The sequence below is a fragment of the Amycolatopsis sp. lyj-23 genome, assembly GCF_046549135.1.
In the GTDB taxonomy this organism is placed as follows: Bacteria; Actinomycetota; Actinomycetes; order Mycobacteriales; family Pseudonocardiaceae; genus Amycolatopsis.
On sequence record NZ_JAJPWN010000003.1, the window covers coordinates 26,673 to 44,910 of the forward strand.

General features: G+C 72.3%; 19 protein-coding genes. 3 read left to right on the forward strand and 16 right to left on the reverse strand.

The window, feature by feature from the left end:
- Entirely contained in the window at positions 1-903 is a 903-nt protein-coding gene (locus tag ACLJPY_RS06070; RefSeq protein ID WP_410587039.1) for an HAD family hydrolase, read from the forward strand.
- 32 nt (positions 904-935) lie between these two features.
- Here ACLJPY_RS06070 and ACLJPY_RS06075 read toward each other — a convergent pair whose 3' ends face one another.
- The 12 genes from ACLJPY_RS06075 to ACLJPY_RS06130 form a co-directional block, all read right to left on the reverse strand.
- Complete coding sequence (locus tag ACLJPY_RS06075) at positions 936-1,910, reverse strand: lysophospholipid acyltransferase family protein (protein ID WP_410587040.1); 975 nt, start codon at positions 1,908-1,910, stop codon at positions 936-938.
- Positions 1,911-2,008: 98 nt separating this feature from the next.
- Positions 2,009-3,052 carry an NAD-dependent epimerase/dehydratase family protein gene (locus ACLJPY_RS06080; protein WP_410587041.1) on the reverse strand — a complete coding sequence of 348 codons (1,044 nt, stop codon included), beginning with the start codon at positions 3,050-3,052 and terminating at the stop codon, positions 2,009-2,011.
- A 257-nt stretch (positions 3,053-3,309) separates the two neighbouring features.
- Positions 3,310-3,411, reverse strand: a complete 102-nt coding sequence (locus tag ACLJPY_RS06085; RefSeq protein WP_007030867.1) for a 30S ribosomal protein bS22 — start codon at positions 3,409-3,411, stop codon at positions 3,310-3,312.
- Between the two features lie 155 nt (positions 3,412-3,566).
- Complete coding sequence (locus ACLJPY_RS06090; RefSeq protein WP_013222402.1) at positions 3,567-3,782, reverse strand: helix-turn-helix domain-containing protein; 216 nt, start codon at positions 3,780-3,782, stop codon at positions 3,567-3,569.
- A gap of 193 nt (positions 3,783-3,975) precedes the next feature.
- Complete coding sequence (gene proC, locus ACLJPY_RS06095) at positions 3,976-4,788, reverse strand: pyrroline-5-carboxylate reductase (RefSeq protein ID WP_410587042.1); 813 nt, start codon at positions 4,786-4,788, stop codon at positions 3,976-3,978.
- A gap of 157 nt (positions 4,789-4,945) precedes the next feature.
- A complete protein-coding gene (locus tag ACLJPY_RS06100; protein ID WP_410587600.1) occupies positions 4,946-5,764 on the reverse strand; it encodes a thioesterase family protein in 819 nt (272 codons plus the stop codon).
- 144 nt (positions 5,765-5,908) lie between these two features.
- A complete protein-coding gene (locus ACLJPY_RS06105; RefSeq protein ID WP_410587043.1) occupies positions 5,909-6,721 on the reverse strand; it encodes a sugar phosphate isomerase/epimerase family protein in 813 nt (270 codons plus the stop codon).
- 78 nt (positions 6,722-6,799) lie between these two features.
- Positions 6,800-8,491, reverse strand: coding sequence for a hypothetical protein (locus tag ACLJPY_RS06110; RefSeq protein ID WP_410587044.1), 1,692 nt, complete (start codon positions 8,489-8,491; stop codon positions 6,800-6,802).
- A gap of 157 nt (positions 8,492-8,648) precedes the next feature.
- On the reverse strand, positions 8,649-9,632 hold the full coding sequence (locus tag ACLJPY_RS06115) for a Ppx/GppA phosphatase family protein (RefSeq protein ID WP_410587045.1): 984 nt from the start codon (positions 9,630-9,632) through the stop codon (positions 8,649-8,651).
- A gap of 111 nt (positions 9,633-9,743) precedes the next feature.
- Positions 9,744-10,433, reverse strand: a complete 690-nt coding sequence (locus ACLJPY_RS06120) for a response regulator transcription factor (RefSeq protein ID WP_125310281.1) — start codon at positions 10,431-10,433, stop codon at positions 9,744-9,746.
- A complete protein-coding gene (locus ACLJPY_RS06125) occupies positions 10,430-11,671 on the reverse strand; it encodes a sensor histidine kinase (protein ID WP_410587046.1) in 1,242 nt (413 codons plus the stop codon). The genes ACLJPY_RS06120 and ACLJPY_RS06125 overlap by 4 nt, the downstream gene beginning before the upstream one ends.
- A 146-nt stretch (positions 11,672-11,817) precedes the next feature.
- Complete coding sequence (locus tag ACLJPY_RS06130) at positions 11,818-12,678, reverse strand: aldo/keto reductase (RefSeq protein ID WP_410587047.1); 861 nt, start codon at positions 12,676-12,678, stop codon at positions 11,818-11,820.
- 67 nt (positions 12,679-12,745) lie between these two features.
- Between ACLJPY_RS06130 and ACLJPY_RS06135 the strand changes: the two genes are divergently transcribed.
- Positions 12,746-13,384: a DNA-binding response regulator gene (locus ACLJPY_RS06135; RefSeq protein ID WP_410587048.1), complete on the forward strand. Its 639-nt coding sequence runs from the start codon at positions 12,746-12,748 to the stop codon at positions 13,382-13,384.
- On the forward strand, positions 13,381-14,253 hold the full coding sequence (locus ACLJPY_RS06140) for a hypothetical protein (protein WP_410587049.1): 873 nt from the start codon (positions 13,381-13,383) through the stop codon (positions 14,251-14,253). The genes ACLJPY_RS06135 and ACLJPY_RS06140 overlap by 4 nt, the downstream gene beginning before the upstream one ends.
- 54 nt (positions 14,254-14,307) lie before the next feature.
- Here ACLJPY_RS06140 and ACLJPY_RS06145 read toward each other — a convergent pair whose 3' ends face one another.
- The 4 genes from ACLJPY_RS06145 to mshA form a co-directional block, all read right to left on the reverse strand.
- The gene (locus tag ACLJPY_RS06145; RefSeq protein ID WP_410587050.1) at positions 14,308-15,057 is read right to left on the reverse strand and encodes a phosphoglyceromutase; all 750 of its coding nucleotides are present in this window, start codon (positions 15,055-15,057) and stop codon (positions 14,308-14,310) included.
- Between the two features lie 420 nt (positions 15,058-15,477).
- Positions 15,478-16,338: a DUF4349 domain-containing protein gene (locus ACLJPY_RS06150; protein ID WP_410587051.1), complete on the reverse strand. Its 861-nt coding sequence runs from the start codon at positions 16,336-16,338 to the stop codon at positions 15,478-15,480.
- Positions 16,339-16,408: 70 nt separating this feature from the next.
- Positions 16,409-16,921, reverse strand: coding sequence for a YbjN domain-containing protein (locus ACLJPY_RS06155; protein WP_410587052.1), 513 nt, complete (start codon positions 16,919-16,921; stop codon positions 16,409-16,411).
- Positions 16,918-18,222 (reverse strand): D-inositol-3-phosphate glycosyltransferase, encoded by a 1,305-nt coding sequence (mshA, locus tag ACLJPY_RS06160; protein WP_410587053.1) that lies wholly within the window; start codon positions 18,220-18,222, stop codon positions 16,918-16,920. Before mshA ends, ACLJPY_RS06155 begins: the two co-directional genes overlap by 4 nt.
- Positions 18,223-18,238: the final 16 nt, after the last annotated feature.

An 18,238-nucleotide genomic window follows, 5' to 3' on the forward strand; every position in this document is an offset into this window, starting at 1 on the left:
GTGTCAGCTTGGCGTGGCAGGGACAAGAGTCAGGAGCTGGAGCGGCTCGCCGCGCTCGCGGGTGAGGCGTCGGCCGAGGCCGCCCACGCCCGGGTGGTCTCCGAAGCCGCCGCGCCCCCCGCCCCGCCGGCGCCCCCGGACCTGACCGCGGCCGCGTTCTTCGACGTCGACAACACGATGATGATGGGCGCGTCGATCTTCTACTTCGCCCGCGGCCTGGCGGCGCGCAAGTTCTTCACGTCGGCGGACCTGGCCGGTTTCGTGTGGGGCCAGATCAAGTTCCGCCTCGGCGGCCGCGAGAACAAGGAAGACATCAAGACCCACCGCGAACGCGCACTGTCCTTTGTGGCCGGCCGTACGGTGGCGGAGCTGACGTCGATCAGCGAAGAGATCTACGACGAGCTGATGGCGGACAAGATCTGGTCGGGCACGCGCGCACTGGCCCAGATGCACCTGGACGCGGGCCAGCGCGTCTGGCTGGTGACGGCCACCCCGATCGAGCTGGCGGCGATCATCTCCCGCCGCCTGGGCCTGACGGGCGCACTGGGCACGGTGGCGGAGACCCGCGACGGCGTGTACACGGGCCGCCTGGTCGGCGACCTCCTGCACGGCCGCGCGAAGGCCCACGCGGTCCGCGCGCTGGCCTCCCGCGAAGGCCTGAACCTCAAGCGCTGCACGGCGTACTCGGACTCGGCGAACGACATCCCGATGCTGTCGGCGGTGGGAACTGCGGTAGCGGTCAACCCGGACGGCGGCCTGCGAGACGTGGCACGGGCGCGCGGGTGGGAGATCCGGGACTTCCGGACGGGTCGCAAGGCGGCGAAGATCGGGGTGCCTTCGGTGCTGGGGGCGGGTGCTTTGGCCGGCGCCGTGGCGGCGGGGATGGCTTACCGCCGCCGCTGAGCGCGGCCGTTCCCAGCAGTGCCCGGACGGACTCAGCCGCGGAAGACCGACTTCCGCTGCGAAAGCCGCCGGTACAACGTCTGCTGGATCGACTCCCGCACCTGGTCCGTCAGCTGGAACACCAGCATCGGGTCGTCCACCGCGTCCGGGCCGAACGAATCCGTGGCGATCGGTGCGCCGAACTCGATGCTCCACTTCGTCGGCAGCGGGACCGCGCCCACGAGGCCCAGCATCGGGAAGAACGGCGTCACCGGGAAGTACGGCAGGCCCAGCATGCGCGCCAGCACCTTGATGTCGCCCAGCTTCGGGTAGATCTCCTCCGCGCCGATCACCGACACCGGGATGATCGGGACGCCCGCCCGCAGCGCGGCCGAGACGAAGCCGCCGCGGCCGAAGCGCTGCAGCTTGTAGCGGGACGCGAACGGCTTGCCGACGCCCTTGAACCCCTCCGGCCACACCCCGACCAGCTCGCCCTTGCGCAGCAGGCGTTCGGCGTCCGCGTGGCAGGCCAGCGTCTGGCCGGACTTGCGGGCGAACGACCCCACCAGCGGCACCTGGAACACCAGGTCGGCGCCAAGGCCGCGCAGGTGGCGGCCGCCCGTTTCGTCGTGGACCGCCACCGCTGTCATCAGCGAGTCGAGCGGGATGGTGCCCGAGTGGTTCGACACCAGCAGCGCGCCGCCGGTCGTCGGGAGGTTCTCGACGCCGAAAGTGTCGACGCGGAACCACTTCTTGTACAGCGCGCGCAGCGGCGGCAGGAACACCGCCTCGGTCAGCTCCGCGTCGAAGCCGAACTCGTCGACCGTGTAGTCGCCCGTCAGCCGGTCGCGGATGAAGCCGAGCGCCGAGCGCGCGGCGTCGGAAAGCGGCTCGGGGGCCGGCCGGTCCGCGCCGGGGAACGCGACGACCGGCGCGCCCTCCTGCTCGCGGACGTCGGCCTCCCGCGTCTCCGGCTTCTCCCGGCCCGGTCCGTGCAGGGGGATGACCTGCGCCTCGGCACCGCCCACCGTCTCCGCCTCGCTTCCGAAGTAGTCCTGCGGCCTGTGACCACCGGGGCTTCGCCCCGGGCCGGGGGCTCCGCCACCCGGACCGCCAAAAGACGTGGTCATCGGCTCTGCCCCGTCGCCGCGGCGACCAGCACCTTGCTCGCCAGGCCGGCCAGCTTGCCGCCGTCCAGCACCGGGCGGAGCCCGCGTCCGGCGATGTAGTCGTCGAACGCCTCCCGCGTCGTCCACCGCGGGGTGTACCCGAACTCCTGCTTCAGTTTGGCGATGTCCACGACCCGGCCGAAGTTCAGCAGCCGGACCTGGTCGGCGGAGAAGTCCACGACGCGTGCGCCGCGCAGCACCTTGCCGACCGACGGCACCACGCTCCGCGGCATCGGCAGCTCGACCCGGCCGGCTCGCCGGATCGCCTGCGAAAGGGTGAGTACCCCCTCCGCGCCGACGTTGAACACGCCGGGCTCGTCCTGCAGGGTGGCCCGCTCCAGCACGGCCAGCGCGTCCGAGGAGTGCAGCAGCTGGATGCGCGCGTCGTAGCCGAATACCGTCGGCACCACCGGCAGCGCGAAGTAGCGCGCCAGGACGGTGTCGGTCTCCGGGCCGATGATGTTGGCGAAGCGGAACAGCGTCGTGGTGATGTCCGGGCGGCGTCGCACCAGGCCGCGCACGTACCCCTCCATCTCGACGGCGTCCTTCGCGTACCCGCTGGTCGACGTCGGGATCAGCTCGGAATCCTCGGTGAACACGGCCTGCGAGCGGGCGCCGGCGCCGTAGACCGCCGCCGTCGACTTGACCACCAGTTTCCGGACCAGCGGCGAGCGCTGGCAGGCGGCGAGCAGCCGCATGGTGCCGATGACGTTGACTTCCTTGATCGCCGTGCGGCGGCCCGGGCCGGCCGGGTGCGCGGTGCAGGAGGCGTGCACCACCGTGTCGACCGCGGCCGTGCTGATCACCTTGGCGATCAGCGGGTTCCGGATGTCCGCGCGGACGAACTCCGCGTGCCCCATGCGCTGCAGGACCGATTTGTCCGGCGGGACCGTGTCGACACCGATGACCCGTTCGAAGTCGGGGTTGTTGCCCAGCCGGGCGAGCAGTTTCCCGCCCAGTTCCCCGGCGACCCCGGTGACGAGCACGATGTTCGACGGCATGCGACTCCCTGCGGCGCGTAGGGCGTGTGGGGGGTGGACGATCACCCGAGGCGCGCGAACCTGCACTCACTGGAAGCATCGCGCGGACGCCATTGAGATGTTACCGCTCTTCAGTGGTAGCTCCGGGCCGTCTCACGTGCTATTGACGCCGGCTCCCCCGGAAAGCGACGAACGCCTCACTCGAACGGGCGGACGTGCCCACCACATGGACGTGGCCCGTCCAGAGACTGGACGGGCCACGGTCACACTCGGCAGGCTTACTTGCCGGCCTTACGACGCTGGACGCGCGTACGGCGAAGCAGCTTGCGGTGCTTCTTCTTCGACATGCGCTTGCGGCGCTTCTTGATCACAGAGCCCATGGGCGCTCCTTAGGTCGTCGTCGGTCACGCTGCCCGGCGCAGCGTCCAACGGGTGGAGCGCACAGGCACGAGCGGTTTTCCAGGTTACCCGTCACCCGGCGCGGGCCGGTCAGCGGGCACGGTGTAGCGCTGTGCACCCGTGCCCGGCGACCGGATCAGCCCACGTCGTAGTACGCGCCCTGCAGGTACTCGTGCACTGCTTTCTCCGGCACCCGGAAGGACTTCCCGACCCTGACGGCGGGCAGCTCACCCGAATGCACGAGACGGTAGACGGTCATCTTGGAGACCCGCATCAGCGTGGCCACTTCGGCGACCGTCAGGAACTGGACCTGCCCGACTGCGGGCAAATCCTCCTTTTTGTTCGGCGACATGTTTACCGCGTCCTTCGACACGTGTCGCGCCACGAGGCTTCCCCACCTGTGGTATCGACACGCACGTGCTCTATCGAGGGTAGCGGGACTGGTGGGGCTAATGCGACGCCTGTCACCGAGATGGGCTCTCACCTGCGCTAACGCACAAGCACCCGCGCGTGCAAGATCCCCGCGATCGCCCGTTTCGGCGAAATCAGTCCTCGTCGTGCGCCTTGCCGAGCTCCACGGACCGGTCTTTGGCCGCCTCGATGGCGGCCAGCAGCGCCGCCCGGACGCCGTGCTTCTCGAGTTCGCGGATGGCGTTGATGGTCGTGCCGGCCGGCGAGGTCACCGCCTCGCGCAGCAGCACGGGGTGCTCGTCGGATTCGGCGAGCATCTTCGCCGCGCCGACGGCCGACTGGATGATCAGCTGGCCGGCCAGCGCCCGCGGCAGGCCCAGCAGGATACCCGCGTCGATCATGGCCTCGACCAGGTAGAAGAAGTACGCGGGCCCGGACCCCGACAGCGCCGTGACGGCGTCCTGCTGGGCTTCCGGCACCTCGACGACCTTGCCGACGTGCGACAGCAGGTCCCGCACCACGGCGAGGTGCTCGGCGGTGGCGTACCGGCCGGCGGAGATCGCGCTCATGGCCTCGTTGACCAGCATCGGCGTGTTCGGCATCACCCGCACCACGGGCACGCCCTCGGCGAGCCGCCGCTCGTACAGCGACGTGGGCAGCCCGGCGCACAGCGAGACGACGAGCGACGACGGCCCGAGCAGCGGCGCGAGCTCGTCGAGCACCGGCTCGATGTCCTGCGGCTTCACGGCGACGACCAGGATGTCCGCCCGCTTGGCGGCGTCCTCGACCTCGACGCCGCGGATGCCGTAGCGGCCGGTCAGTTCTTCGACGCGGGCCGGGTACCGCTCGGTGAAGAGGAGGTCGCCGGCGTCGTGGCCGCCGTGCAGCAGCCCCGAGAGCAACGCCTCACCGATCTTGCCCGCACCCAGCACCGCGATGACCGTCATGCGGTAGAGCGTGCCAAACGGAGCCGAGCGGCCCGGTGCCGGGGCGCGCGTACTCCGATGGCCGGTTCGCGTACCCGGAGGGTCGGTGTGCGTACCTGGAGCGTCGGTTCGCGTACCTGGAGGGTCGGTTCGCGTACCTGGAGGGTCGGCCGGGGCTTCAGGCGCCCGGGGCCGGGGCGAGGCCGAGCTGGCGGGCCTGGCACACCAGCCGGCCCTGGGCGTCCACCACCGTGGCGTCCGAGTCGAACCAGGACTCGTTGACCGACCGGGACTCCACCACCACCCGCAGCCACCCGGGTGCCGGGCGCGTCCGCAGCAGCGCCGTCAGCTGGACCGTGGGGGCCCAGCCGATGCGGCCGAGGTTCATCACCACCGGCGGGTTGACGTCCGACGCCAGGAGTGAGAAGAACGGGTCCACCAGGCTGTGCCGGGGCCGGACCCACAGCCGCATCCGGGGTGGCTCGCCCGTGCGGCCCGTCAGGTACCCCGCCGTCGCCGGGTCCAGCCGGACTTCGCAGCCCTTCGCCAGGTTGAACGGCCCCTCGGTGGTCTCGGCCATGGCCAGCGCCCCCGGGGGCGGCTCGGCCGGCATCGACGGCACGTCGGTCCACTCCGGGCGCCGCATCGGCAGGCGGCCCGTCGTCACCCTCGCCTCGACGCAGCTGCGGCCGCGCTGCTCGAGCCGGACCTCGACCACCGTCGCGCGCCGGCCGACCTTGCGGACGTCCGTGCGCAGCAGCACCGGGCCGAGCGCGGGCGCGTGCAGGAACTCCGCGCTGACGACCAGCGGCTCCGCGTGCGGCTCACCGCGCTCGTGCAGAGCGGAGACCGCCGCCCGGGCCAGGAGGGCGAGCAGGAAACCCCCGTGCGGGTGCGAGCCGATGGCCCATTCCGCACGCAGCACCGCGGTGAAGGTGCCGTCCCCCAGCGACCGCGCCGCACTCGCCGTGTCGAAGGACACGGCGGTGCCGTCGATTCCGCTCACGAACGGTCCGCGCCATTTCGGGAATCCGGATGGGTGAAGAGCAACGAGAGCGACGGGTTCACGGTCCGAACTTTACGGGTTGGACCGGCGGAAACGCACTCGGGACCAGCGGTGTCGGCACGGGAAAGGACAGCGCTATTGCCCGAGGTGGAACCGCGCGAACAACAGGGCCTCGGCCAGATCGCGGACGCGCTGGGCCGCGGTGACGGCGTGCCGGGTGTTGATCTCCAGCACGATCTGCCCGGCGAAACCGTTGCTGACCAGCTTCTCGAGCAGTTCGGCGCAGGGCTGGCCGCCGCGGCCGGGTACCAGGTGTTCGTCCTTCGGGACGCCCGTGCCGTCGGCCAGATGGACGTGCGAGAGGCCCTCACCCATCCGCTGCGCGAGCGCCAGCGCGTCCATTTCGGCTGCCGCTGTGTGGGACAGGTCGAGCGTGTAGTGGCGGAACCCGACGTCCGTCGGATCGATCGACGGCCGGAACGCGGACACGCGCGAATTCTTCGATCCGCCGGGCGGCCGGACCTTGAACATGTTTTCGACGGCGATTTCGACGCCGCTCGACTCCTCCAGTTCCCCGACCAGCTCGCCGAACGCGTCCCCGTACCGGCGCTGCCAGCGGAACGGCGGGTGCACCACCACCGTGCGCGCGCCGAGTTCGACGGCGGCGTCGACCGACATCCGCAGCCGCACGGCCGGGTCCGGCGACCAGACCCGCTGGGTGATCAGCAGCGACGGCGAGTGGATCGACAGCACGGGCACGCCGGTGCGCCGCGACCAGCGCCGCAGCGCCGTGACGTCCTGGCTGACCGGGTCGGCCCAGACCATCACCTCGACGCCGTCGTAGCCGAGCTCGGCGGCCAGCTCGAAGGCCGTCCCCGCCTTCAGGGGCCACACGGACGCCGTGCTGAGTCCGACGGGGACCGGCTGCTCGTCTGTCACGCGCGCCATCCTGCCCCGCCCGCGGCGGGCGCGGGGCGCCGCCGGGCCGCCAACGGGACGCGGAATCACGCGGCGCGCGTCAGCCCGTCAGCGGCCGACGAGCAGCAGGGCCGCCGGTGAGACCGTCACCACCAAGCCGACCAGCACCGCCAGCACCGTGGTCTGCAGGTCTTCGGCGCGGCGGATCTTCCGCACGATCCAGACCAGCCCGACGACCACCAGCAGGGCGGCGACCAGCGCGGCCGCCGGGATGTTCACCCACAGCCAGTTGAAGCCGAGCCAGACGGCGGCCCCGCCGACCACGCCCATCGCCAGCTGACCGGCCAGTGCCAGCCACTGCTTGCCGGGCGAGGTCGCCGGTTCCGGCTCCGCGACCGGCTCGGGCACGTCGTCGTACTCGTCGTCTTCGTAGCCTTCGCCCTGCTCGTAGGCGTAGTCGTCCTGCTCGAAGTCCGGGCCGTCCGCCGGGTAGTCGTCGGCGAACTCGCGCTCGTAGGGCTCGAGGTCGTCCGGGATCGGCGCCCGCGAGGCCCGGTCGCCGGGCGCGAACGGCATCGGCGGCGGGTACGCGCCGGTCGGCGGCCCCGCGTCGTAGGCGGCCTGGTAGCCGCTGCCTTCCGGCGCGAAGCCGTCCGGCTCGAAGTCGTCCTCGGGGTAGCCGTCGTCCGGGGCATCGGTGGGCACCGGCGGCATGACGCCGATCTCGGTGTCCTCCATCTGCTCCTTCTGGCGGCGCTTGCGCCAGTTCGCCAGGCCGGCGGGCGAGGACGGCTCCGGCGGTTCGGGCTTCTTGCCCTTCGGCGGCACCGGCGGGGCGGGCGGCTCGTCGTCGGGGACCGCCGAGAACTGCTCGGTGTAGTCCTCGCGCTTCGGCTCCGGACGGCGGGACGGCGCCCGGCGCGGGCGGCCGGGAGCCGCGGGCGGCGTCCCGAACGTGCCGCTGGCCATCGGGGGCGGCGGGACGTCGATTTCGGCGTCCGGGGTGCCGTTGAGGCCGTCGAGCCGGGCCGACAGCGGACCGGCGGGCGGCGGCGGGGGCACCGGCAGCTGCTGCGACGGCGGGGGCGGCACCGGCAGCTGCTGGGACGGCTGCGGCGGACCGGGGCGGCGCCGGACCGGCGGGACGGCCCGGGTCTCTTCGGCCGACGAGGGGGTCGGCAGCTGCTGCGAGGGCTGCGGCGGCATCGGCAGCTGCTGGGAGGGCTGCGGTGGCGGCGGCTGGCGGCGTGGTGCCGCGCGCGGCGGCACCGGCAGCTGCGCCGACTCCTGCGGGCGCGGCGGCACGGGCTCGGGCGGCGCGACCGGACGCGCGAACTTGCCCGATTCCTGCGGCGGCCGGGCGAACTGGCCGGACTCCTGAGGAACCGGGCGCGGGTACTGGCCGGACTCGGCGCCACCGGGGGCGGGCCGCGCCGGGGGCGGCGGCACCGGCCGGGGCTGGGAGTCCTGCGGGACCGCGCGGGGCGCGGGCGGCGGCGGGGACGGCGGCTCGGCGCGGCGCCGTCCGGCGGGCCGCGCGGGCGGAGCCGGGGCCGGCGGGGGCGGGGTGCCCTCGGCGGCCACCCGGTCGATGATCGCCTGCGGGCCGGTGTCGCTCACGCCGGGACGCCGGTGCGAGCCGGTCGCGCCGGGCGGGGCCTCCGGGGTGCCGGGCTCGTCGTCGTCATCCGCCGCGCGCCGTCGGCGACGGCGTCCGCCGTCGACCTGGGCACCGTGCTGGGCGAGCAGCTCAGCCACGGTCTTCTGCGGCGGCTGGTCGCCTCCGGTCTGGTCCGTCATACCTGGTAATCCCCTGCGCGCTCCGGGTCCTCGGCACCTCGCGGGGAGGTACCCGACGGCGGCTCGGTGGCGCAGCGCGCGCTGTACGCCGTCCTCTGCATGTCCGTCACTCCTCCACCGTGCCCATCTTCCGCGTGCGAAGTCCAGCCGTGTGCTTTCACCGGTCCTCCTGTGCGCCGAAGCGCCCCACGAGGGCGGCTCCAGTCTCATCCGCGCCGTTCGAATGGTCCAGCCGCCGCAGGATGACACCCTCTCGCAGAGCCCACGGGCAGATCTCGAGTTCCGGCACGCCGAGCGCCCGCATCGTGGCCTGCGCGACGAGCGCACCCGCCACCAGCTGGTGCGACCGGCTCGAGCTGACGCCTTCGAGCTGCGCGAGATCGGCCGAGGGCATCCGCGAAACGAAGGCGAGGAGCTGGCGCAAAGCGGTGTCCGAAAGCGTACGTCGGACGCGCGGGCCCGCCGCCGAGGGGGCGGCGCCGGTCAGCCGGGCGAGCGAGCGGAACGTCTTCGAGGTCGCCACGACCCGATCGGGTTCACCCCATTTGGTGACTTTGCGCGCGAGGTCGGTGAGCTGGTCGTCGAGCCACGCGGACGTCGCGACGAGTTCCGAGCGCGTCGGCGGGTCGTGCTTGAACCGGGTGCGCGTCGTGCGGCCCGCGCCCAGCGGCAGCGACTCGGCCAGGACGGGTTCCTCGTCGCGGCCCATCGCGATCTCGAGGGAGCCGCCGCCGATGTCGAGCACGAGCAGCTGGCCTGCCGACCAGCCGTACCAGCGGCGGACGGCCAGGAACGTCAGGCGGGCTTCGTCGGTGCCGGACAGGACCTGCAGGTCGACGCCGGTCTTGTCGGCCACGCGGGCGAGCACCTTGGCGGAGTTCTTGGCTTCGCGGACCGCGGACGTGGCGAACGCCATGACCTCCTGGCACCCCAGGCGGGCGGCGGCGTCCTTCGCGGATTCGACCGCCGTGACGAGGTCGTCGGCGCCGGCCTTGGAGAGCTCGCCACCGGGGGTGATCTGCTCGGCCAGCCGCAGCACGGACTTCTCGGAATGCATCGGCGTCGGGTGGGCGCCACGGTGGGCGTCGACCACGAGCAGGTGGACGGTGTTGGAACCGACGTCGAGTACCCCTAGGCGCACGGGGGTCCAGGGTACCGGCCCCGGCGCCAGGTCTCGAACATGTAACCGAAAACACTCGGTGCGGTACCGCCCCGGCGCGCCTCCACGGGAGCGGTACCGCCAGGACGCCGCTTACGTCTCGAACTTGTAGCCGAGGCCCCGGACCGTGACGAGGTGCCGCGGCGAACCCGGGTCCGGCTCGATCTTCGAGCGCAGGCGCTTCACGTGGACATCGAGGGTCTTCGTGTCGCCCACGTAGTCCGCGCCCCACACCCGGTCGATCAGCTGCCCGCGCGTCAGCACCCGGCCAACGTTGCGCAGCAGGTACTCCAGCAGGTCGAACTCCTTGAGCGGGAGCGACACCTCGGCGCCGTCGACGGTCACCACGTGCCGTTCGACGTCCATCCGGACCGGGCCCGCCGACAGCACCAGCGGGGCCAGTTCGCCCTCCGCGCCCGGCTCGCCGCCGCGGCGCAGCACCGCCCGCACCCGGGCGATCAGCTCGCGGGCCGAGTACGGCTTGGTGACGTAGTCGTCCGCGCCCAGTTCCAGGCCCACGACCTTGTCGATCTCGCTGTCGCGGGCGGTCACCATGATGACCGGCACGGCCGAGCGCTGGCGCAGCTGCTTGCAGACGTCGGTGCCGCTCATCCCGGGCAGCATGAGGTCGAGCAGCACGATGTCGGCGCCGTTGCGGTCGAACTCCTCCAGCGCGGCCTGGCCCGTGCCGGCGACGGCCGCGGTGAACCCTTCCTTGCGCAGCAGGAAGGCGAGGGGGTCGGCGAACGACTCCTCGTCCTCGACGATGAGAACCCTGGTCACAGGTTTCCTCCATGATCTGGGCTGTCCTGCCCGGTAACCACGAGCCTCGGGGTGCGCTCGGGGGTCTTCTCCTGCCGCGGTGCCGGCGAGGTCTTGGCCGCCCGGGCCGGCTCGGTGGCCGGTTCCGGGCTGACGTGCGCGGGGATGCGCAGGGTGAACGTCGAGCCGGTGCCGGGACGGCTCCAGAGCCCGACCGAGCCGCCGTGGTTGGCCGCGACGTGCTTGACGATCGCCAGGCCCAGCCCGGTGCCGCCGGTGGCGCGGGAGCGGGCCTTGTCGGCGCGGTAGAAGCGCTCGAACACGCGCTGCTGCTCTTCTTCGGCGATGCCGATGCCGCGGTCGGTGACGGCGATCTCGACCATGCCGTCGGCGAGCCGCCGGGAGATCGAAACCGGGCTGCCCGCCGGCGAGTAGTTGACCGCGTTCTCCAGCAGGTTCGACAACGCGGTGACCAGCAGCGTCCGGTCGCCTTCGATGAGCAGGCCGCTGGGGCTGTCGGTGGTGATCCGGATGTCGGCGGACTCGGCCGAGAGCGTCGTGCGGCCCAGCGCCTCGCGGACGACCGCGTCGACCTCGACGACGTTGAGGTCGGGCAGCCGTTCGGCACCCTGCAGCCGGGACAGCGCGATCAGCTCGGTGACGAGCTGGCCCAGGCGGGTGGACTCGCGCAGGATCTTGCCGCCGAAGCGGCGGACCTCCTCGACGTCCTCGGCGGCGTCGAGCACGGCCTCGGTGAGCAGCGCGATCGCGCCGACCGGGGTCTTGAGCTCGTGGCTGACGTTGGCGACGAAGTCGCGGCGCACGGCCTCCAGCCGGATGGCCTCGGAGTGGTCGACGGCCTCGACGACGGTGAAGCCGTCGCCGAGCGGCCGGACCTGGCCGAGGACCGCCTCCGGCTGGCGGCCGCGCGCTTCGAGCGGGGAAAGGTCGATTTCGAGCGGTTCGTCGGTCTCGACGACCTGCTCGGCGGCCTTGCGGGCCCGCGGGTCGGCCTGGTTGACCTTCACCAGGCCGAGCTCGTAGGCCCGCGGGTTGTGCAGCACCATGTCGCCGAACCTGTTGAGCACGACGATGCCGTTGTTCGAGGAACGGACCAGCCGTTCGAGGAGCTCCGCGACGGTCGGGCCCGGCGGCCGGGCGACCTCCCGGCGGGTGCGCGCCCGCGCCAGGAAGTAGCCGGCCACCGCACCGGCCACCAGTGCGCCGATGGCCAGTGCGAGTGAAACAGGCGTGGTCACGGGCCGATCGTAAGCTGAGAAGTGGGCTTGCGGCCTAGCGTTGTCCGCCTTGTCGTGAGCACCGCGACACCTGCGGAGGACATGTTCGCCGCGGCTTCAGGCGGCGTTCACCCGATCGATTCCGTGGCGAGACATTCCGGGCGAATTCACCCGAGCGCCGCCAAGTCCTCTTCGGTCAGCTCGAGCGCCGCCGCGGCGACGTTCTGCTCGAGGTGCCCGACGTCGCCGGTGCCCGGGATGGCGAGCACGTGCGGTCCTTGGTGGAGGGTCCACGCGAGCCGCACCTGCGCCGGGGTGGCGTCGTGCCGGCGGGCCACTTCGGCGACCCGCTCGTCCTCCCCCGTCCCGCTCGCGACGGCGAAGAACGGCACGAACGCGATCCCGCGTTCGGCGCACATCCGGACGAGCTCGTCGTCCTCGCGGCGGGCGCTCAGGCCGTACTGGTTCTGGACGCAGACGACCGGCGCGATCCCGAGGGCCTCGGTCAGGTGCTCCGGCCCGACGTTGGAGATGCCCAGCTCGCGGATCAGCCCGGCTTCGCGCAGTTCGGCGAGCACGCCGAAGCCCTCGGCGAGCGAGCCGGTGCCGCGGTCGAGGCTCTGGCCGATGCGGTAGTTGACGACGTCGAGGTGGTCGAGGCCGAGCTCGCGCAGGTTCTCTTCGACCTGGGCGCGCAGCTGGTCCGGCCGGGCCGTGTAGAAGTTGCCCTCGAAGTCGCGGCCCGGGCCGATCTTGGTGGTGAGCACCAGGTCGTCGTAGGGCGAGAGGGCGCTGTTGAGCAGTTCGTTCGCCGAGCGCGGCCCGGCGAAGTAGAAGGCAGCGGTGTCGAAGTGGTTCACGCCGAGCTCGACGGCGCGGCGCAGCACGGCGAGCGACGTCTCGCGGGCGCGGATGCCGCCGTCGGTGGTGGACATCAGGCGCATCGCGCCGAACCCGAGGCGGTTGACTTCGAAGGAGCCGAGCTTCCAGGTGCCCGCCGCGGCGGCGGGGAGCGTGTTCGTGGTCATGGCTCCAGCTTTCCGGCGGCGCCCGGGTGACCTCCGGGTTTGGCAGTTTGCTGCCACACTGGAATGCGTGGAGAAGGTGACTGACGTCGTCGTGGTGCGCGGCGAAGCGGAGCTGTTCGAACGAACGTCGCACCTGTTCGAGCTCGCCACGGAGATCTCGTGCGCGGCCCGCGACCTGCACACGTGGTCGGTGGCGCACCCGAGCGCGCCCGAGCGCGAGCAGTCCGTGCGCGGGATGACCGTGCGCAAGATCTACCAGCCCGGCGTGCTGCTCGACCCCGTGCTGGCCGATCACCTGCGGTTGATGGGCGAACACGGCGCCCGGATCCGGATCACCGAACGCGAGATCAACGAGACGATCCTGCTCGACCGCCGCATCGCGATCGTCGCCGGCGACCACGTCGGCGGCGTCCGCGGCTACACCGTGATCAGCAGCCCGGCGCTGGTCCAGGGCATCCAGTCGCTGTTCGAAGCGGCCTGGCACGGCGCCACCGACCTGGAGTCGTACCAGGCCCGGTTCACCGAGCTGGGCGCGCGGGAGATCCTCGAACAGCTGGCCTCGGGCTGCAAGGACGAGACGGCGGCCCGCGCCCTCGGCGTGAGCCTGCGCACCTACCGGCGGCGGGTCGCGGAGCTGATGGAGCTCCTCGGCGCGTCCTCGCGCTTCCAGGCGGGCGCCCGGGCGCGCGAGGCCGGCCTGCTGTGAGGCGGGCGCTGCCCGCGCTGGTCCTGCTGACGTCGGCGTGCACGGTGACCGGCACGGCCGTGCCGGTCGGGGGCAACCTCGCGCTGGTCGACGCCGGCCGCACGAGCGCGGCCCTCGACGCGGTGAAGGCGGCCGCCGAGGCGGTGCTCAGCTACGACTCCGGGAACCCGGGCGCCTTCGACCAGGCCGTCGCGGCGAACGTCACCGGGGCGGCGAAGGACCAGCTGACGCAGTTGTTCGACCAGGTCAGGAAGAGCCCGCAGCCGGTGCACCTGGTCACGCGGGTGCGACAGGCGGCCGCGCTGGAGTTCACCGGCGACCGGGTCCGGGACCTGGCCGTGCTCCAGCAGGACAGCAGCGGCACGAACGGCCTGGCCACAGTCGCCTTCACCGCGCTGCGGGACGGCGGGCGCTGGCGGCTCTCCGACATCGCGGTGAACCCGGCGCAACCGGCGCCGGCACCCCAGCCGGACGACGGCAGCACCGGCGGGTTGCGCGACGCGGCGCTGGCGGGTGCCCGCGCCGCGGCGGGCGCGCTGTTCACGACCGACAGCAGCGACCCGGCGGGCAGCTACGCGCGGGCGGAAGCGGTCGTGACCGGGCCGCTGCTGGACGACTACCGCGCGAAGAAGGCCACCTACGTCGAAGCGATCCGCAAGAGCGGCACGAAGGTCGCGCTCGGGCCGGACCCGATGGCCGCGGCCCTCTCCCTCGGGGGTGGCCGGGCGACCGTGCTGTTCTTCACGACCCTGCAGGTCACCGACGCGGCGGGCCGCGTGACCGGCCGTCCCTTCACGACCGAACTCGACGTCGTCCGCGCCGGATCCACCTGGAAGGCGACCGCCGTCCGCCCGGTCACGGCCGCCTGAAACGCCGGGAAGGCCACCCCGAGAACCTCGGGGTGGCCTTCGCGAAAGGTGCGGTCAGCGGCCCTGGTTGGCCACCGCGGCGGCGGCTTCCTTCGCGGCGTCGGGGTCGAGGTACTCGCCGCCCGGCTTCACCGGCTGCAGGTCCTCGGTGAGGTCGTAGCGCAGCGGGATGCCGGTCGGGATGTTCAGGCCCGCGATGTCGGCGTCGGAGATGCCGTCGAGGTGCTTGACCAGCGCGCGCAGGGAGTTGCCGTGCGCGGCGACCAGCACGGTCTTGCCCGCGCGCAGGTCCGGCACGATTTCGGACTCCCAGTACGGCAGCAGCCGCTCGACGACGTCCTTCAGGCACTCCGTCAGCGGTGCGTCGTCGCCGAGGTTCGCGTAACGGGCGTCGCCGGCCTGGCTCCACTCGTCCTTCGGGTCGATCGACGGCGGCGGGGTGTCGTACGACCGGCGCCAGAGCATGAACTGCTCCTCGCCGAACTCGTCAAGGGTCTGCTTCTTGTTCTTGCCCTGCAGCGCGCCGTAGTGGCGCTCGTTGAGGCGCCAGTCGCGCTTCACCGGGATCCAGTGCCGGTCGGCGGCGTCCAGCGCGATGTTCGCGGTGGAGATCGCGCGGCGCAGCAGCGAGGTGTGCACCACGTCCGGGAGCAGCCCGGCGTCGGCCAGGAGCCGGCCGCCCTGGCGGGCCTCGCCCTCGCCCTGCTCCGAAAGCGGTACGTCCACCCAGCCGGTGAACAGGTTTTCCGCGTTCCACGTGCTCTGCCCGTGCCGCAGCAGCACCAACGTCCCAATCTCGGCCATGGGCAACAGCCTGCCAGAACGGACCGCGCGGCCGACTGGTGACCTCCGTCCTACCGAGAGTGTGTTACTCCGAAGTAACAGCTCACTCTTCGACAAGTCCGCTCGCCAACAACGCGCAAAAATTCCACCGGAGACTGCACACTGTTATCGACATTTCGAAAATTCACTCGAACGGGCTAGCCAGTAGTCTTGTGATTACCGGCCGGGATCTGACAGGTTGACTACGTCCCGAGCGGCCGGATTCCACGCACTCCCCGGCCGGATTCGGGCGTTGACCGCGGCTCGTCTCCCCCCTGCCGAGCCGCGGCCCGCCGGCCCCGTTGACACCCCCCTCGTCACCGGGTCCTGATCGGCGGGAACTTCAGCGGGGCGGCTCGAGATCGCGACTCCCCCTCCCTCGAGCCGTCCCGCCTGTTCCGCTCAGCCCTCGCCCGGCTCCACCGCCGGGACGCGGCGACGCCGGTGCAGCCACCAGCCGAGCCAGCCCAGCGGCAACAGGAACAGCAGGAACGGTGCGATCGCGCCCAGCACGGTCAGCAGGCCGCCGCCGAAGACCACGAACGCGTGCCAGCCGCCGGCCAAGCCACCGAGGAACCCGCTGTGGTCCTCGCCGGGCGGCGGCGGGGCGGCGACGCTGCGGACGGTCATCGCCACGGTCGCCATCGCGACGCTGCCCGCCAGGGAGTTCCGCTGCTGTTCCAGTGATTCCAGCGTCGCTTCGCGGCTCGTCAGCTCGCTCTCGACCGACGCGATCTCGGAAACCGAAGTCGCCCGCGCGAGCAGCGCGCGGATCCGTTCCACCGAGGCCCGCTGCGTCGCCAGCCGCGCTTCGACGTCGACGACCTGCTCGGTCACGTCCTGGGTGTTCAGCTCCCGCTTCACCAGGCTCGTGCCCAGGTGTGAGAGCTGGTCGAGCACGCCGTCGAGCCGGTCCGCCGGCACCGCGAGGCTGAGCGTCGCCAGCTCGTCGCCGGTGCTCTCCTGCCCGGTGTAGCCGCCGGCACCCTGGGCGATCCCGCGCGCCTGCGCGACGACTTCGGTGACCTTGGTGGCGGTCAGTTCGAGCCGGGCACTGCGCGAAAGCTTGCGATCGGTGGCCCCGGGTTGCGGCGCGGTCACCTTCTCCTGCCCCGCTTTGCCGCTGCCCTGCTGCGGCGCGGCCGGCACCGGCCCGGAGCCGGCGCTGTCCGCAGTGGACGCCCCCTGTTGCGCCGCCGAGCAGCCGGCCAGCACGAACGCCACCGCGGCCAGGGCGAGCCCGGCTCTCCATCGAATCCGCATCCTGCGTCTCCCTCCAGTTTCGGCTGGCGAGGAGACGGATGTCCGGTTCAGGGCCGTTGCACGGCCCGGGTCACGACTCGGTCAAGCCGGGTTCGTGCGGCTTCTCGGGCGCCACCAGGTGCTTGAACGCCTGGAGGTTGGCCAGGGATTCGCCGCGGGAGACGCGCCAGTCCCACTCGCGCTTGATCGACGTCGCGAAGCCGATCTCGAGCAGCGTGTTGAAGTCGCCGTCGGCCGCTTCCAGCACCTGGCCGAGCACCTTGTCGAGCTCGTCGGCGGACATCGTTTCCTTGCCGAACCGGCCGACCAGGTAGATGTCCCCGAGACTGTCCACTGTGTAGTGCACGCCGTACAGCTTCGCGTTGCGCCGCAGGAGGAATCGGTAAACGTCCTCATGGGACTCGTCGGGACGGCGGCAGACGAAGGCTTCCACGGAGAACGCGTGGTCGCCGTCGACCAGCCACGCGTTCGTCTGCAGCTTCTTGGTTCCCGGCAGCGTGACGAAGTACTTGCCCGGCCCGCGCTTGTCGTACTCCAGCTCCGCGGAGTCCAAAGTAGACTGGATCAGCTCGTCCAGGCTCACACCGCCACCTCCGTGCGCAGGTCCAGCGCGCGGGTGAACGCGCTGGTGGCCTGAGCATAGATGTCCAGCAGCGCGTCGGTCGTGCGGCGCCAGGAGAACCGGCGCGCGTGCACGACGGCGTTGGCGGCGAGTTCGGCCCGCCGGTCGGGGCGCAGCGCGACCGCGGCCAGCGCGTCCGCCCACTCGTCGGCGCCGTGCCCGGGCACCAGCAGCCCGGAGACGCCGTGCGGCACCGCCACCGGCAGGCCGCCGACCTCGGCCGCGACCACCGGTGTCCCGCAGGCCTGTGCCTCCAGCGCCACCAGCCCGAACGACTCGTTGTAGCTCGGCACCGCCACGACGTCGGCCGCCCGGAAGACGCGGGCGAGGCGCTCGCCCGGCTGCGGCGGCAGGAACCGGACCTGCCGCTCGATGCCGAGGAGAACGGCCAGCTCGCGCAACGCCTGCGGCTGCTCCAGCCCGGTGCCCGACGGCCCGCCGACGACGAGCACGACCAGCCGCGAAGCCAGCTCGGGACGGCGGCGCAGCATCGCGGCTGCGGCGTGCAGCAGGACGTCGGGCGCCTTGAGCGGCTGGATGCGGCCGGCGAAGGCCAGCACGACGTCGTCGTCGGCCAGCCCCAGCTCGGCCCGCGCGACGGCCTTGGGGCCCGGGGTGAAGCGTTCCAGGTCGACGCCCGGCGGCACGGCGTGCACCGCGTGCGGCTCGGCGTCGTAGAGCTCGATGAGCTGGCGCGCTTCGACGGCGGTGTTGGCGACCAGCCGGTCGGCCTCGGCCACCACCTGCTCCTCGCCGATCACGCGGACGCGCGGCTCGGGCTTGTCGCCCTCGGCGAGCGCGGCGTTCTTCACCTTCGCCAGCGTGTGCGCGGTGTGCACGAGCGGCACGGACCAGCGGTCCCGGGCCAGCCAGCCGACCTGGCCGGAGAGCCAGTAGTGCGAGTGGATGAGGTCGTAGTGGCCGGGCTCGTGGAAGGCCTCGGTCCGCAGGACGCCGGAGGTGAACGCGCACAGCTGGGCGGGCAGCTCGTCGCGGCCGAGCGGCTCGAACGGGCCGGCCTGCACGTGCCGCACGGTCACCCCGGGCGCCAGCTCGGCCACCGGCGGCTGGCCGGACGCCGTCGCGCGCGTGAACACCTCGACCTCGACGCCGCGGCGGGCCATCTCGGTCGCGGTCTGGCTGACGTAGACGTTCAACCCGCCCGCGTCGCCGGTGCCTGGCTGCTCGAGCGGGGATGTGTGCACGGACAGCACCGCGATCCGGCGCGGCGCAGCGCGGAACCTTCGGGTGTTGCTGGTCACCTGGTCACGTCTCCTG